Genomic DNA, 15198 nt, shown 5'->3' on the forward strand with positions numbered 1-15198 from the left:
TTCTGGATCTCCGATTCGGCCGCCAACTTCATGATCGACCGGGTGAGTGCGGGGCTAGAGGGAGACTGCGCGGCCTCCCAGGGTCACCGTGAGGCGGCCGTCGGTGGTGAAGGACCAGGCCAGGGCGCCGGAGTACGTGGCGCAGCGGGAGCCGTTGGCGCCGGACCAGAACTGGTTCGAGCCGTCCACGTTGCCGACCGTCTTGTCGTTGGAGCCGCTGCCGGCGAAGCGGCAGGAGGTGTTGCTCCGGAAGACCGAGGTGCCGGCGTCGAACGAGAAGTTGCGTTCGGTGTTGTCGATGCTCAGGTTGTTCGAGATCGTCATGGTGCCCGGGTTTCGGTTGTACGTGAACCCGTGCTTGCCGTTGCGGTACGCGATGGTGCGCCGGACGGTGTGGTTGACCGCGATGTCCTCGCCGCCGAGCTTGAAGCCGTTGCGGTCGCCGTTGCCGTTCTGCGTGCCGTTGCTCAGCGTGCCGTTGCTGTAGGCGAGCGAGTCCTCGATGGTCACCGTGCCGATCGCGCCGGTGTCGGTCTTGGTGTAGAGATCCCAGCCGTCGTCGATGTTGTGGTGCGACACCGCGTACCGGAAGACGTTGCCGCCGCCGACGGTGAGCTTGGCCGCGAAGCCGTCGGCGTCCTCGCCGTCGGAGTCGGCGTTGTCGTGCGACTCCACGCTGACCATGAGGTTGTTCGCCGGCCACTGGTCGCGGGCCGTGCTGGAGGCGATCCGGGACAGTTGCAGCCCGGTGTCGCGGTTGAAGCGGGTCACCGTGCGCTCGATGATGTTGTTGCTTCCGCCGACGAAGATACCGTTGTCACCGGCGCGTTCCACCACGAGCCCGCGCACGTGCCAGTACGAGGCGTTCAGCGCCAGTCCCCGGTTGGCCGGATCCTCGCTCATCGCCGAGAAGTTCAGGATCGGCGTCTCGCCCGGGTAGGCGTACAGGTTCTTGCGGGCGCTCGACGTGCCGTTGTTGCCGGCGGCGACGGTGACCGTCTGGGACAGGTTGTACGTGCCGCCGCGCAGGTAGATCGTGCCGCCCGCGCCGACGCGGGTGATCGCCGCGGCGATCGTGGTGGGGCTGGCCTGGGTGCCGGCCGCCCCGGCGGTGCCGTTCGGCGCGGCGTAGATCGCGCCGCCGGCCGGCGGCGGCGTGCTCGGCGGTGGGGTGCTCGGGGGCGGGCTGCTGGGCGGCGGCGTACTCGGCGGCGGGGCGCTGGTCGGCGGCGTGCCGGTGGTGGGAGTGACGCCGCCGGTGCAGGTGACGCCGTTGATCGCGAACGCGGACGGGACCGGGTTGCTGCTGTTGTTCCAGGTGCCGTTGAAGCCGAACGACGTGCTCGCGTTGGTGCCCAGGCTGCCGTTGTAGCTGACGTTGGCGGCCCGCACCGAGGCACCGCTGGCGGTGATCTCGGCGCCCCAGGCCTGGGTGACGCTCTGCCCGGCGCCGAAGGTCCAGGTGACGACCCAGCCGTTGAGCGGGTCGCCGAGGTTCGTCAGGTCGACGTTGGCGGTGAAGCCGCCGCCCCACTGGGCGGTGACGGCGTAGTCGACGCGGCAGCCGGCGGCCGCCTGGGCGGCGGTCGCGCCGACGGCCAGGCCGGACGCGGCGAGCGCGGCCGTCGCCGCGGCGGACGTCCACAACACCGTACGGCGGTGTCGGTTGATCATGCTGGTCTCCTGCGGGTGGTGGTGCCGTGCCCACGCCGGAACCGATGCCCGGTCGGTGTCGGGGGTGGGCCTTGATACCCGGACGCCAGTGCCATGCCGAACGCTCACGTCTCCCGCACAGTAAGCGCTTTCAGCGCAGCCTAACGATGGGCGTCGATACGGTCAAACCCCGGCACGCGATGCCCGAGGTCGACGCGCCGGCCAACCTGGACCAGGAGATCGCCCGGCAGAACGAGCGGCTGGTCCGGCAGGCGGCACGCCCCGAGGGCGGCCCGAACGTCGGGTCGCGACCGCTGTCACAGCGGCCCGAACACGTCGGCCGGGTCGTCGTCCAGCGTCAGCGTCTCCAGCACCGTCAGAAGCTGCCGTTCCTCGTACCGGAAGTGCGACTCCATGATCGCCGCCACGCCCTCCAGATGCCGGGCCAGCTCCGCGGGCGGGGCGTCGCGGGCCACCGCCGCGCTCAGCCCGGTCAGCAGGTACCCGATCATCGAGTGGTCCTGCCGCAGCCGGTCCAGCGTGTCGCGCAGCTCCGGATGCCGCGCCGCGATCGCCGGGAAGAGACCGCGGTCCTCACCCTCGTGATGCGCGGTCAGCGCCGCGCAGAACCCGTGGCAGAACAACAGCAGGTCACGCGTCGCCGGGCGGGCCGGCTCACCGTCGGCAAGCGCCCGCCGGGTCACCTCCAGCGCCTCGCGCAGCCGCCCGTGGACGGCGCGCATCTCCCGGCTCCAGGCCACCAGCCTGGTCTGTCCGCCCTCAGCCATGAGGCGAGGGCGAAGGGACGACGAGTGTCATCGTCGTGCTCCCTTCGATCCGGCGCCTCCATGCCTGACACGGTCTGCCACCGGCACGCGACGCTGTGCGGAGCCTAACCGGCGGCACCGGCGCCATCAAGTAGTGCCAGCGCTACCCCCGGCTCGGCAGCAGGCGGGATGGAGCGTGCCGCCCGATTCTCCGAGGCTTGAGGCCGTACCCGTTCACCTCCGTCGAGGAGTTCCCATGATCCGCCGTACCTTCCCGGTGGCCGTCGGCGCCACGGCCCTGCTCACCGTCGCCGCGCTGGGTGTGCCCGCCGCGTCCGCCACGACCACCGGCACCGGGCGTCCCGCCGCCGACACCGTCCAGCAGCGACTGGACGGGCTGGTCGCCGAGCACGGCTTCCCCGGGGCGCTGGCCTCCGTACGCCGCGACGGCCGGGTGCGCGACTACACCGCGGGGGCCGGTGACCTCCGCACCGGCGCCGGGATCCCCCGTGACGCCCGGGTGCGCATCGGCAGCAACACCAAGACGTTCACCGCGGTGGTCGTCCTCCAGCTCGTCGGCGAGGGCCGGATCGACCTCGACGCCCCCGTGGAGCGCTACCTGCCCGGAATCGTGCGCGGCAACGGCAACGACGGACGGCGGATCACCGTACGCCAGCTGCTCCAGCAGACCAGCGGCCTGCCCGACTACGACGAGGTCGTGTTCCGCAAGGCGCAGGACCTGGTGGACCGCCGCAGCGACTACTTCGACCCGCGCCGGCTGCTGGACGAGGCGCTCACCCAGTCCCGGCGCTTCCCGCCCGGCGAGGAGTGGGAGTACAGCAACACCAACTTCGTCGTGGCCGGGCTGATCGTCGAGCGGGTCACCCAGCGCCCGGTCGGCGAGGAGATCACCCGGCGGATCATCGAGCCGCTGCGGCTGCGCGACACGTACTGGCCGCAGACCGGCGAGCAGGACCTGCCCGGCCGGCTGCCGCGCGGGTACGTGTCGGTGGAGCCCGGCGCGCCCTGGATCGACGTGACCCGGATGGACCCGTCGCTGGGCTGGGCCGCCGGCCAGCTCGTCTCGACGCCGTCGGACCTGCGCACGTTCTTCGAGGCGCTGCTGGCGGGCAAGCTGCTCGAGCCCGCCCAGCAGGCGGCCCTGACGCGTACCGTGCCGGCGCCCGGGTTCGAGCCCACCGGCGTCTGGGAGTACGGCCTGGGCATCGCCCGGCACACGCTGCCCTGCGGCGACCACGCCTGGGGGCACGGCGGCGACATCCAGGGCTTCCAGACGCGCAACCTGTCCACCACGGACGGGCGCAGCGCTGTGGTCGCGGTGACCGGGCTGCCGACCAGCATGGAGATGCTGGAGGCGGTCACCAGCACCGTCGACGCGGCCCTGTGCGACACCCGCCGCTGATCCGGGTCGCACCGCACGCGCGCCGCCTCCCCGCGAGGCGGCGCGCGTGCGCGCGTGGGTCTACCGCCGGCCGTCGAGATAGCGCAGCACGGCGGTGACCCGGCGGTCGGCGCGGTCGTCCGGCGGCAGGCCCAGCTTCGCGAAGATGTTGCGGATGTGCTTGTGCACCGCACCCTCGGTGACGAACATCCGTTCCGCGATCGCGCCGTTGCCCAGCCCTTCGGCCATCAGCGCCAGCACCTCGTGCTCACGCGGCGACAGCTCGGCCAGCGCGGTGTCCGGCCGCCGGTTGCGGGCGAGCAGCTGCCCGACCACCTCGGGGTCGATCACGCTGCCCCCGGCCGCGACGCGGTGCAGCGCGGCGAGGAACTCCTCGACCCGGCCCACCCGTTCCTTGAGCAGGTAGCCGAGCCCTGACGCGCCGACCGAGAACAGCTCGGTGGCGAACGCCTGCTCGACGTACGCGGACAGGACCAGCACCGCGAGGCCGGGCCGGCGGCGGCGGGCCTCGACCGCGGCGACGATGCCCTCGTCGGTGTGGGTGGGCGGCATCCGCACGTCGACGATCGCCACGTCCGGGCGGTGGTCGTCCACAGCGGTCAGGAACTCCCCGGGCGTGCCGGCGGTGGCGACGACGTCCAGGTCCTCGGCGCGCAGCAGCAGCGCCAGCCCTTCGCGCAGCAGCGCGTCGTCCTCGGCGATCACGATCCGCATGGCAGCTCCACGTGCATCCTCGTCGGCCCTCCCGGTGGGCTGGTCAGCGTCATCCGCCCGTCGTACGCCTCGACCCGCCGGCGGATGCCGGTCAGCCCCGAGCCGCGCGTCTCGTCGGCGTCCCCGCGCCCGTCGTCGGTGACCGTGACGAACAGGCGGTCCCGCTCCCGGCGCACGGCGACGTCCACGGCGCCGGCGCCGCTGTGCCGGACCACGTTCGTCAGCGCCTCGGCCACCACGAAGTACGCGGTGGCCTCGACCGCCGCCGCGCAGCGTCCGTCGACGTCGACCCGCAGGCGGCACGGCACCGCGCACTCCGCGGCGAGCCCGGCGAGCGCACCGGCCAGGCCCCGGTCGCCGAGCACCGGCGGCAGGATGCCGCGCACCACCGTACGCAGCTCGCCGAGCGCCTGCTCGGCCGCGTTCTGCGCGCGTTCCAGGATCTCGTCGGCGCGGGCTGGATCACGGCGTACCGCCCGCCGCGCGGCGCCGAGCAGCACGTTCACCGCGACCAGCCGGTTCTGGGTGCCGTCGTGCAGCGAGCGTTCGATCCGGCGCAGCTCGACCGCGTGGGCGTCGAGCGCGGCGGCCCGGGTGGCGGTGAGTTCGGCGACCCGCAGCGACAGGTCGACCCCGGGCGGCGGGGGCAGCAGCCGGCGGCCCGGCCGGGCCTGGATCCGTGCCAGCGCCGGGCCGGACACGACCGCGAGGACCAGCCACCCGATGCCGAGCACGCCGACCGCGAGCGCGTCGCCGAGCCCGTCGATGCGCCACCAGCCGATCCCGGGCGCGCCGGCCTCCGGCGGCACCAGCCGGTACCACAGCGGGAACGTCATGTCCTGCACGGCGTAGATCGGCAGCGCGAGCGCGATCAGGCCGGCGCCGAAGCCGAGCGTTCCGTGGACGGCGATCCAGCGCAGCTCCCGCCGCACGACCGGGTCGCGCAGCGCCGGGCGCAGGGCGGCCGGCGCCGGGCCGGGCGACGGGATCGGCGGCCCCGACCGGGACAGCCGGGCGCGCTCGCGGTCGGCCACCGACCGCACCGCCCGCAGCATCCCGGGTACGAGCAGCAGTCCGACCCCGCCGACGCAGGCCGCCGCCACGACGACGGCCCCGAACAGCGCGCCGAGCGCCAGCACGGCGGTGCCGAGCCCGCCGACGAGGTGCTCCAGCGCGTCCACCGCGGCGCGGAACCGCCTGCGCACGTACTCCATCCCCGGCCCACCCCCGGCGCCACGATAGGTCACCGCTGCCGCCGTCCGTCAGGGCCGGGCGCGGAAAGTACAGCCTGCTGCACCCCGGTCGTCGTGCTGGCGGGATCGTTCCCGGCCGACCGCGCGCATAGCGTGGGTCGCAGAGAAGATCACCCGAGGAGGCAGCCGTGAACGACCTGGACCGTACCGCCGAGACCGCCGCAGCCCCGACGCCGGTCACCCGGATGCGCCCGCTGCTCTGGCTGGTGCTGATCGTGAGCGTGGCCGCCAACGTGGTGTCGTCGAGCGTCCTGGACAACCCGTGGGCCGGTTCGGCCTTCGGCGCGCTGGCGCTGGCGTGCGGGGTGACCCTGGCCGTGAACCACTACCGCAACCGCTGACCACCGCGGGGCGGGCCGGGACGACGATCGGCCCGCCTGCGGCGTTCGCCCGCGCGAGCGCCGCACCGGCTGGTACGACTGGTGTCGGCGACGGCGCGTACGGAAGGGACCGGATGGCGAATGGGCTGCGAGGACATCTGCTGCGGCCACGTGAGGCCTCCCACCGGGCGTCGTTCCTGGAACTCTTCTTCGACCTGGCGTTCCTTCTCGCGCTGAACCGGCTCTCCCTGACGCTGGAGCACGACCTCAGCCTCGGCGGGGCGTTCCGGACCGCCCTGCTGCTGGCGCCGATCTGGTGGGTGTGGTTCGTGACCGCGTGGTCGACCGACTGGTTCGACCCCCGCTCTCCGGTGATCGTCGCGCTGCTGATCTGGGTGATGTTCGGCGGCCTGCTGATGGCGGCCTCGGCGCCCACCGCGTACACCGGGCACGCGCTCGTGTTCGCCGGCGCGTACGTGGCGATCCACCTCGGCCGGCCCGCCCTCCTGCTGCCGGCGCTGCGCGGGCATCCGCTGCGGCTGCGGAGCCTGCGGGTGGCGATCTGGTTCGCGGTCTCCGGGGTGCTCTGGGTGACCGGCGCGCTCGCCGGTCCGGCGCAGGTGGCGCTCTGGACCGCGGCGGTCGTGCTGGATCTCGCGCTGGCCCGGCTGCGCTGGCCGACGCCCGGGCTGGGCCGCGCGACCTGGACCGACCTCCAGATCGTCGGCGAGCACCTGGCCGAGCGCTACCAGCAGATCTACATCATCGCGCTGGGTGAGCTGATCCTGTCCGCCGGGATCGTCTACAGCACCACCGGCTTCGACCTCTACCGGACGGTCGCGTTCGCGCTGGTGTTCGTCAACGCGGTGAGCATCGGCGCGCTCTACCTGGTGCCGGGCGGCATGCGGCTGGGCACGGCGATCGACGCGCTCGGGCCGTCCGGGAGCCGGCTGGGCCTGCTGGCCGGCTACCTGCACCTGCTGATGGTGGCGGGCGTGGTGGCCGCCGCCGTCGGCGCGAAGGTGATGATCGCCGAGCCGTTGTCCCGCGCCCCGGCCGCGTTCGTGGTGACGCTCAGCGGCCCGGCGCTGTTCCTGATCGGCTGGATCCTGCTCGCGGCGGCAGTGCATCACCGGGTGTCCTGGCACCGGCCGGCCGGGCTGGTGGCGCTGGTGGCGCTGGGACTGCTGGCCCACCGGCTGCCGCTGCTGGTCGGCTCCGCGCTGATGGCCGCGCTGCTGATCGCCATCGTGGTCGTGGAGACAGCCGCCGTCCGGCGGACGGGCCGGCCGCGTTAACGCTGCGAATCAATTGACAGTCAGCTATGTAAACGCCAGGCTAGGGGGCGTTGTTAGCGTTAACGCCACTCTCCGGATCACCGCGTAACCGTCCCCCACCACCACCGTCCCCCGCCACGGAGGCCGCCATGCCCGCTCCCCTGGTGAACCGCCGATTCGTCCTGCGCACCACCGCCGCGACAGCCGTCGCGGCCACCGCCGGCGCCGCCGCCGGGTCCGTCATCCCCGGCGGTACGGCGCGCGCCGCACTCCCACCGGCCCGCCCCGACATCGGCGTGTCCGCGTACGCGTTCGACCCCGGCCAGGTGCGGCTGACCGCCGGCCGCTGGCAGGACAACCAGAACCGCACCGTCGCCTACCTGCGCTTCGTCGACGTGAACCGGCTGCTCTACAACTTCCGGGCCAACCACCGCCTGTCCACCGGCGGCGCCGCCGCCAACGGCGGCTGGGACGCCCCGAACTTCCCGTTCCGCACCCACATGCAGGGGCACTTCCTGACCGCCTGGGCGCAGGCGTGGGCGGTGCTCGGCGACACCACCTGCCGGGACAAGGCGCTCACCATGGTCGCCGAGCTGGCCCGCTGCCAGGCCAACAACGGCGCGGCCGGGTTCGGCGCCGGCTACCTGTCCGGCTTCCCGGAGTCCGACTTCACCGCGCTGGAGGCCCGGACGCTGAGCAACGGCAACGTCCCCTACTACTGCATCCACAAGACGCTCGCCGGGCTGCTGGACGTGTGGCGGCTGATCGGCAGCACCCAGGCCCGGGACGTGCTGCTGGCGCTGGCCGGCTGGGTCGACCAGCGCACCGGCCGGCTCACCTCGGCCCAGATGCAGGCCATGCTCGGCACCGAGTTCGGCGGCATGAACGCGGTGCTGACCGACCTCTACCAGCAGACCGGCGACGGTCGGTGGCTCACCGTCGCGCAGCGGTTCGATCACGCCGCCGCGTTCAACCCGCTCGCCGCGACCTCCGACCAGCTCAACGGGCTGCACGCCAACACGCAGGTGCCCAAGTGGATCGGCGCGGCCCGGGAGTACAAGGCCACCGGCGTCACCCGCTACCGGGACATCGCCGCGAACGCGTGGGCCATCACGGTCGGCGCCCACACGTACGCCATCGGCGGCAACAGCCAGGCCGAGCACTTCCGCGCCCCGAACGCGATCGCCGGTTACCTGCGCAACGACACCTGCGAGGCGTGCAACACGTACAACATGCTCAAGCTGACCCGGGAGCTGTGGCAGCTCGACCCGGACCGGGTCGCGTACGCCGACTTCTACGAGCGTGCGCTGCTCAACCACATGATCGGCCAGCAGAACCCGGCCGACGCGCACGGTCACGTCACGTACTTCACCCCGCTCAACCCGGGCGGGCGGCGCGGTGTCGGCCCGGCGTGGGGCGGCGGCACCTGGAGCACCGACTACAACTCCTTCTGGTGCTGCCAGGGCACCGGGCTGGAGACCAACACGACGCTGGCGGACGCGATCTACTTCCACAACGGCACGACGCTGACCGTCAACCTGTTCGTCCCCTCGGTGCTCACCTGGAGCCAGCGCGGCATCACCGTCACGCAGGCCACCTCGTACCCGGTCGGCGACACCACGACGCTCACCGTCACCGGCTCGGTGGGCGGCTCCTGGACGATGCGGATCCGGATCCCGGCGTGGGCCGGCGGGGCGTCCGTCAGCGTCAACGGCGTCGCGGCGGGCATCGCCACCACGCCGGGCAGCTACGCCGTCCTGACCCGCGCCTGGACCTCCGGCGACACGGTCACGGTCCGGCTGCCGATGCGGGTGGCCACCGTCGCCGCCAACGACGACGCCGCGGTCCAGGCCGTCACGTACGGGCCGGTGGTGCTCTCCGGCAACTACGGCAACGCCACGTTGAGCGGCCTGCCGACGCTGGACCCCGGCTCGGTCACCCGTACCGGCGCCGGCAGTCTCGCGTTCACCGCCCGGGCCGACGGCGCCACTGTGAACCTCGGCCCGTTCTACGACGCCCACGGGCACAACTACACGGTCTACTGGCGGGTCGGCGCGGGCGGTGGCGGCGGGGAGGCGAGCTTCCGGCTGGCGAACGCGGCCAGCGGCCTGGTGCTCGGCATCCAGAACATGTCCACCGCCGACGGCGGGCTCGCGCTGCAGTGGGGCGACACCGGCACCGCCGACCACGACTGGCAACCGGTGGTCGACGGATCGGCGCTGCGGCTGCGCAACGTCAACAGCGGCAAGGTGCTGGGGGTGGAGAACATGTCCACCGCCGACGGCGCCCGGATCCTCCAGTGGGCGGACAACGGCACCGCCGACCACCTGTGGACCGTCGTCGACGTCGGCGACGGCAGCCACAAGCTGCGCAACGTGCACACCGGCAAGCTGCTCGGCATCTCCGGCGGCTCGACCGCCCAGGGCGCGTTCGCCGTGCAGGACCCGGACAACGGCAGCCTGGACAACCAGTGGCGGTTCCTGCCCAACGGGGCGCGGCGGATCCAGAACCTCGGCAGCGGGCTGGTGCTCGGCGTGCAGAACATGTCCACCGCCGACGGCGGGCTGGTCATCCAGTGGGGCGACACCGGCACCGCCGACCACCTCTGGACCGCGCTGGTGGACGCCGGTGGCTACCTGCGGCTGCGCAACGGCAACAGCGGCAAGGTGCTGGGTGTCGAGGGCGGTTCGACAGCGGCTGGGGCCCGGATCGTCCAGTGGGCCGACAACGGCACCGCCGACCACAGGTGGCGGCTGCGGCACGGCGGAGGCGGCTGGTTCCGGATCCAGTGCGCGAACGGAGGCCGGGTGCTCGGGCTCAGCGGCGGCTCCGGCGCCCAGGGCGCGCAGGCGGTCCTCGCCGACGACACCGGGGCCGCACACCAGCGCTGGCGGTTCCTCTGACCCCGGTCGACTCGTCCCGCACGGTCCCCCGGTCCCGGTCAGTACCGTCCCGGTGGCGGCACCGACCACGAGCGGATCATGGTCGCCACGAGCGCCGGATGGTCGGTCGTCCCGCGCATGTCCAGCGAGCGGCGGCAGCAGATCGTCACGCCGCTCGACGCCACGATCTGCTGCCGGGCGCCGTCGTCGGTCCGCCGGTAGCCCGCCGGCACGCACGAGCGCACGTCCGGCGTGCCACCGGCGTGCAGGTTGAGGTCACCGCCGACGACGGCCGGCGCGCTCCAGGCGTCGCCCCGGACGCCCGGCACCACCGCGCCGAGCAGATGCCCGCACTGGGCCAGCGCGACCTGGCCGCTGGTGTTCGCCAGGTGCGTGGTGCAGGCGTGCAGTCCGGCGGCCCGGACACACAGCCAGACGCGTTCCTCCGGGTCGGCGAGGTCCTGCGCCGGATAGGTTCCCCGGTGCACCGACGGCCGGGCGTCACGGTCGTCGAGACGGGCCAGCAGCCCGATCCCGTACGGCTCGCCGTTGTTGCACCGGGTGGGGCCGCCGGAGGGGCGGTCACCGGCGGCCTGGAACGCGGACACCACCGTGCCGCCGGCGCGGGCGGCCCGCAGCGTACGCTCCAGCGTCACCACGTCGTCGCGGCAGATCTCGTTGAGCGTGACCACGTCGGGCGCCTCGGCGGCGATCACCTCGGCGGCCTGGCGGACGGCCCGGCCGGTGTAGCAGCCGGCCCGGCCGCTGTTGCAGAGGTTCATCTGGAGCACCCGCAGCGTTCCCGTGCCGGTGGCCCCGGCGCTCGACGACCCGGCGGGCAGCCCGGCCACGACGAGCAGGCACACCGCGGCCAGCACCCGGCGGACACGCCGGGCGGGGCGGGTGGCCGGCTGCGCTGACAGCGGGGCTCCAACGGGTACGGGCGGCGGCGGGCGCCGGTGATCCTATCGCCGCGAAGCGCCCGTCGCCGCCCGGCGCGGCCTACCTCGGTACGGCCCGGAACCACGCCTCCCGGTCGTCCGGGTCGGGCCCGCGCCGGGGCAGCCTCGGCGGCTCCTCGCCGGTGACCGGCGCATAGTGGTCGAAGGTGGTGGTCAGCACCGCCTCGCCGCCGGTGAGGTCGGGCAGGGCGGCGACGACCCGCGGCACCCGGGCGGACGGCAGGGTGCCGCTCACCTCGAGGTATCCGCCCGCGACGGCGGTGTCGTGGACGACCGCTCCGAGCCGGCCGAGCAGCGCCAGCACCGTCTCCACCGCGTGCCGGGGAAGGTTGACGTCGAACCGCTCGATCGGCTGGCACACCCGCGTACCGGCCTGCCGCAGCGCGGCGGCGACCACGACCGGCGCGAGGTTGCGGAAGTCCGCCGCCACCGTCGAGATCGACTTGTCGAACTTCTGGTGCGGCCGGCTCTGCCGGGGCCAGTACCGGGACGCCGTCATGGTGACGGTGCAGTCGGTGACCGGCCAGCCGTGCCGGCCCTGCCGCAGCGCGGCCCGCACGCCCTCCTCGGTGGCGGCGACGAACGCCGGCGGCAGCCGGCCCGGCTCGATCCCGGGACGGAACTCGATGCCGTGCCCGGCCGGGGCGGCCTCGATGCGCAACCCCAGCCCGGCCAGGTACGGATTGCCGCGCTCCCGTACCCGCTCCTGCGCGGCGCCGGTGCCGGCGACCCGTTCGATGCAGGCGGTGAGCGTGCCGGAGAACCGCACCCGGACGCCGTACCGGTCCTCCATCAGGGCGGCCAGCACCTCCTTCTGCACCTCGCCGTGCAGGCGGATCACCGCCTCCGCCTGCTGCTCGTCGAGGCGCAGGTCCACGAGCGGGTCCTCGTCGGCCAGCTCGGCCAGGCCGGCGAACATCGCCAGGCGCTGCGCCGGGTCGACCGGCTCGACGACCGCCTGCCGGGTCGGCGGCGGGAACCGGTAGCCGTGCCGCCGTGGTGGGTCGCCGATGTGCTGGCCGATCCGGGCCGACACCCCGCGTACCGCCGCGATCTGCCCGGCGGAGACCGACCCCCGCACCAGCACACCCCCGGGCTCGATCACGGCGATCTCGGTCACCGGCTCCGGACGACCGTCGGTGAGCCGCACCCGGTCCCGGACCCGCAGCCGCCCGGACCACAACCGCAGCCAGACGCGCCGGCCGTGCCCGTCCCGGTCGACGGCGAAGACCGTGCCCGCCGGCGGCCCGTCCCGCGTCTCGCCGTACGGCAGCAGGTCGGCCAGCACGTCGCACAACCGGCGCACCCCGGCGCCGGTGATCGCCGAACCGCACACCGCCGGAACCAGCTCCCCGTGGCGTACCGCGCGCCGGAGCGCCCGCCGGACGTCGCGGACGCGTACCGGGCGGTCGGTCAGCCAGCGCGCCGCCACCGCGTCGTCGACCTCCGCCACCTCCGCCACCACCGGTTCGGCGTCGAGGTTCACGGGCCGCACCCGGGCCTCGCGGCGGCCCTGGCCGGTGACGGTGGTGAGCAGGACCGGCCGCGCCCCGAGCCGCTGCCGCACCTGGGCCGTCACCCGGTCCACGTCGGCGCCGCTACGGTCCACCTTGTTGAAGAAGAACACGGTCGGTACGCCGATGCGGCGCAGCGCCCGCCAGATGGCGACGGTCTGCGGCTGGACGCCCTCCACGCTCGACACCACGAGCACGGCGGCGTCGAGGACGGCCAGGGACCGCTCGACCTCCGCGATGAAGTCGGGGTGGCCGGGGGTGTCCAGCAGGTTGATGCTCAGGTCGCCGATGGTGATCGACGTGACGGCCGCCCGGATGGTGATGCCACGGCGGCGTTCCAGCTCCATCGAGTCGGTCCGCGTCGTGCCGGCGTCGACGCTGCCCGGCTCGGACACGGCGCCCGCCTCGTAGAGCAGGCGTTCGGTCAGGCTGGTCTTTCCGGCGTCAACATGCGCGACGATTCCGAGGTTCAACAAGGCCAAGGCGAAGCTCCACGGTAGGACGGGCAAGGGTCCGAAGCGTGGAAGCTGCTCGCATGGTCTCTCCTGGTGGTAGTCGTCGTGGCGGCGCTCGCCGCCGGCGTGCAGTCCTACCTTGCCCGCCCGCCGCGATCTCCACCACCGAATTCGGTCCGGCTCAGCGCACGGACGCGGCCGTATTCGGCCAGGGCGTGGAAGGCGGCCCTGGGCGTCCACGAGCCGTCCGGCAGCACTCCCGACCGGCTGCCCCCGGACCACACGCCCTGCGGGGCAGCCGGATCGTCAGCACCAGGTGAGCGTCGAGTTGACCCGCGTGACGTTGCTGATCGTGTTGTTCGCCCCGCCGCACGGGCTCTGGGTGATGTTCGTGTTGGTGACTGTCAGGTTCTGGAAGCGGATGCCGGAGGAGATCGGGAACTCGGTCCGCGAGGCGATCCGCACCTCGCCGCCGCCCGTCACCGTTCCGGACACCCCGGCGATGGTGACGTTGTAGCAGTTCTCCACGAGGATCGAGTTGTTTCCGGTGTTCGAGATGGTCACCCGGTCGATGACCGCGCCGCCGGACTCCGACACGCAGAAGATCCCCCGCCCGCCGCCGGACGCGATCACGGTGCCGACCCGGATGTTCGCCGGGTACGAGCTGCCGATCCGGCCGTTGCGGTTGGCCATCCGGAACGCCGCGTACCCGGTTCCGGTGCCGGCGCCCTGCGCGTCGACGGTGCCCACAGTGGCGTTGACCGTGTCGTTGAGCAGCAGACCGGAGTAGCCGGTGTTGCGCGCGGTGACGGTGCCGATGGTCAGGCCGTCCACGCCGTACGTCTCCACGCCGTGCGCGCCGGTCCCTGACACGTACACGGTGTCGATGCGCACGTTGCGCACCTTGACCGCCCGGTCGCCGCCGTGGTTGTCGATTCGCACCCCCAGACCGCCGGACAGCCGCATGTCGATCTGCCCGAGCGTCAGGTTGTTCACGTTGCGCATGAAGATCCCGTACAGCGGCGCCCCGGTGAGGGTCAGGTTCTGCACCTCGACGTCGGTGGTCCCGCGCGAGTAGACGGGCGCGTAGTCGCCCGACCCCGAGCCGGTCACGGTGATCGTGCCGCAGACCGCGAGCGTCGTGTACGACGGCAGCGACAACCGCGACCCCGCGCTCATCGACCCGGAGCCGCGCACCACCACCCGCTGCTTGGCGGTCCGTCCGGCCGGCAGGGAGTTCACGGCGGCCTGCATCGCCGACAGCATGTCCGAGCCCGAGTACACGGTCGACGATCCGTTGCGCGCCGTCCAGGTGCCGCCGTTCAGCACGGCCTCGGCCTGGTAGGAGCCGCTGCCGCACCCGGTGGACGGCGGCGGGGTGGTCGGTGTGCCGCCGGTGCCCACCCGGACCATCTGCCACTGCTGGTTGGCGCCGTCGAGATCGGCGTACTGGCTGACCCGGGCGCCGTCGGCGGTCGACCGTTCCCACACCTCCAGCGCCTTCCCGGAGTGCCGGTTGATCAGCCGGATGTGGCCGCTGTCCGAGTCGCGCACCTGGAACTGCTGGTTGGTGGCGTTGAGGTCGGGCCACTGCCGGTACTCCGCGCCGTCGGCGACGTTCCACTCCCACAGGTCCACCACCTTGCCGCTGTGGCGGGCCTTCAGGCGGTAGTAGCCGCTGCCGGAGGAGACGAACTGGAACTGCTGCCATTCGCCGTCGTTGCGGGACCACTGCTGGATCGCCGCGCCGTCGCCGGTCGAGGTGTCCCGGACGTCGAGGACCTTGCCGCTGTTGCGGTTGACGAGCACGTACCAGGCGCTGGTGTCGATGGTGGCCGCCTGCGCCGGCGGCGCGGCCACCACTGCGGCGCCGGCCACGGCGGCCAGCGCCGCCACCAGGGCCAGTGCCAGGCCGGCGCGGCGCCGGCCCCGTGGGGCGCCGGCCGGTGACGTCACTGCGGGGTTGAGCATCGTTCGA

11 protein-coding genes are annotated in these 15198 nt (G+C 73.3%); 4 read left to right on the forward strand and 7 right to left on the reverse strand.

The window, feature by feature from the left end; genetic code table 11:
- Positions 1-54: 54 nt before the first annotated feature.
- Together ABIH81_RS26680 and ABIH81_RS26685 are read right to left on the reverse strand one after the other, a co-directional pair.
- Entirely contained in the window at positions 55-1674 is a 1620-nt protein-coding gene (locus ABIH81_RS26680) for a cellulose-binding domain-containing protein (RefSeq protein WP_349877622.1), read from the reverse strand.
- A gap of 296 nt (positions 1675-1970) precedes the next feature.
- Complete coding sequence (locus ABIH81_RS26685; RefSeq protein WP_349877624.1) at positions 1971-2441, reverse strand: hemerythrin domain-containing protein; 471 nt, start codon at positions 2439-2441, stop codon at positions 1971-1973.
- A gap of 235 nt (positions 2442-2676) precedes the next feature.
- Between ABIH81_RS26685 and ABIH81_RS26690 the strand changes: the two genes are divergently transcribed.
- The gene (locus ABIH81_RS26690) at positions 2677-3843 is read left to right on the forward strand and encodes a serine hydrolase domain-containing protein (protein WP_349877625.1); all 1167 of its coding nucleotides are present in this window, start codon (positions 2677-2679) and stop codon (positions 3841-3843) included.
- A gap of 60 nt (positions 3844-3903) precedes the next feature.
- On the opposite strand, the gene ABIH81_RS26695 is transcribed toward ABIH81_RS26690, so the two are convergent.
- Together ABIH81_RS26695 and ABIH81_RS26700 are read right to left on the reverse strand one after the other, a co-directional pair.
- On the reverse strand, positions 3904-4557 hold the full coding sequence (locus ABIH81_RS26695; RefSeq protein WP_349877626.1) for a response regulator transcription factor: 654 nt from the start codon (positions 4555-4557) through the stop codon (positions 3904-3906).
- Positions 4545-5771: a sensor domain-containing protein gene (locus ABIH81_RS26700; RefSeq protein WP_349877628.1), complete on the reverse strand. Its 1227-nt coding sequence runs from the start codon at positions 5769-5771 to the stop codon at positions 4545-4547. The genes ABIH81_RS26695 and ABIH81_RS26700 overlap by 13 nt, the downstream gene beginning before the upstream one ends.
- 167 nt (positions 5772-5938) lie before the next feature.
- Here ABIH81_RS26700 and ABIH81_RS26705 point away from each other — a divergent pair, with 167 nt between their 5' ends.
- The 3 genes from ABIH81_RS26705 to ABIH81_RS26715 all read left to right on the forward strand — a co-directional run bounded on the left by ABIH81_RS26705 (position 5939) and on the right by ABIH81_RS26715 (position 10310).
- A complete protein-coding gene (locus ABIH81_RS26705; protein WP_349877630.1) occupies positions 5939-6151 on the forward strand; it encodes a hypothetical protein in 213 nt (70 codons plus the stop codon).
- Between the two features lie 113 nt (positions 6152-6264).
- Positions 6265-7428, forward strand: a complete 1164-nt coding sequence (locus ABIH81_RS26710; protein ID WP_349877631.1) for a low temperature requirement protein A — start codon at positions 6265-6267, stop codon at positions 7426-7428.
- 128 nt (positions 7429-7556) lie between these two features.
- A complete protein-coding gene (locus ABIH81_RS26715; protein WP_349877632.1) occupies positions 7557-10310 on the forward strand; it encodes a beta-L-arabinofuranosidase domain-containing protein in 2754 nt (917 codons plus the stop codon).
- Between the two features lie 38 nt (positions 10311-10348).
- On the opposite strand, the gene ABIH81_RS26720 is transcribed toward ABIH81_RS26715, so the two are convergent.
- The 3 genes from ABIH81_RS26720 to ABIH81_RS26730 form a co-directional block, all read right to left on the reverse strand.
- Positions 10349-11167, reverse strand: a complete 819-nt coding sequence (locus ABIH81_RS26720; protein WP_349877634.1) for an endonuclease/exonuclease/phosphatase family protein — start codon at positions 11165-11167, stop codon at positions 10349-10351.
- A 124-nt stretch (positions 11168-11291) separates the two neighbouring features.
- Positions 11292-13247, reverse strand: a complete 1956-nt coding sequence (locus ABIH81_RS26725) for a translation factor GTPase family protein (RefSeq protein WP_349877635.1) — start codon at positions 13245-13247, stop codon at positions 11292-11294.
- A gap of 279 nt (positions 13248-13526) precedes the next feature.
- Positions 13527-15191, reverse strand: a complete 1665-nt coding sequence (locus ABIH81_RS26730) for an RICIN domain-containing protein (protein ID WP_349877637.1) — start codon at positions 15189-15191, stop codon at positions 13527-13529.
- Between the last annotated feature and the right edge of the window lie 7 nt (positions 15192-15198).

The organism is Micromonospora sp. HUAS YX12 (assembly GCF_040215685.1).
GTDB classification, from domain to species: Bacteria; Actinomycetota; Actinomycetes; order Mycobacteriales; family Micromonosporaceae; genus Micromonospora; species Micromonospora tulbaghiae.

Excerpts from the sequence above, each read along its gene's own strand:
- ABIH81_RS26700 (WP_349877628.1), bottom strand. The coding sequence starts at position 5,771 with ATGGAGTACGTGCGCAGGCGGTTCCGCGCCGCGGTGGACGCGCTGGAG.
- ABIH81_RS26680 (WP_349877622.1), bottom strand. The coding sequence starts at position 1,674 with ATGATCAACCGACACCGCCGTACGGTGTTGTGGACGTCCGCCGCGGCG.
- ABIH81_RS26710 (WP_349877631.1), top strand. The coding sequence starts at position 6,265 with ATGGCGAATGGGCTGCGAGGACATCTGCTGCGGCCACGTGAGGCCTCC.
- ABIH81_RS26730 (WP_349877637.1), bottom strand. The coding sequence starts at position 15,191 with ATGCTCAACCCCGCAGTGACGTCACCGGCCGGCGCCCCACGGGGCCGG.
- ABIH81_RS26695 (WP_349877626.1), bottom strand. The coding sequence starts at position 4,557 with ATGCGGATCGTGATCGCCGAGGACGACGCGCTGCTGCGCGAAGGGCTG.
- ABIH81_RS26685 (WP_349877624.1), bottom strand. The coding sequence starts at position 2,441 with ATGGCTGAGGGCGGACAGACCAGGCTGGTGGCCTGGAGCCGGGAGATG.
- ABIH81_RS26690 (WP_349877625.1), top strand. The coding sequence starts at position 2,677 with ATGATCCGCCGTACCTTCCCGGTGGCCGTCGGCGCCACGGCCCTGCTC.
- ABIH81_RS26715 (WP_349877632.1), top strand. The coding sequence starts at position 7,557 with ATGCCCGCTCCCCTGGTGAACCGCCGATTCGTCCTGCGCACCACCGCC.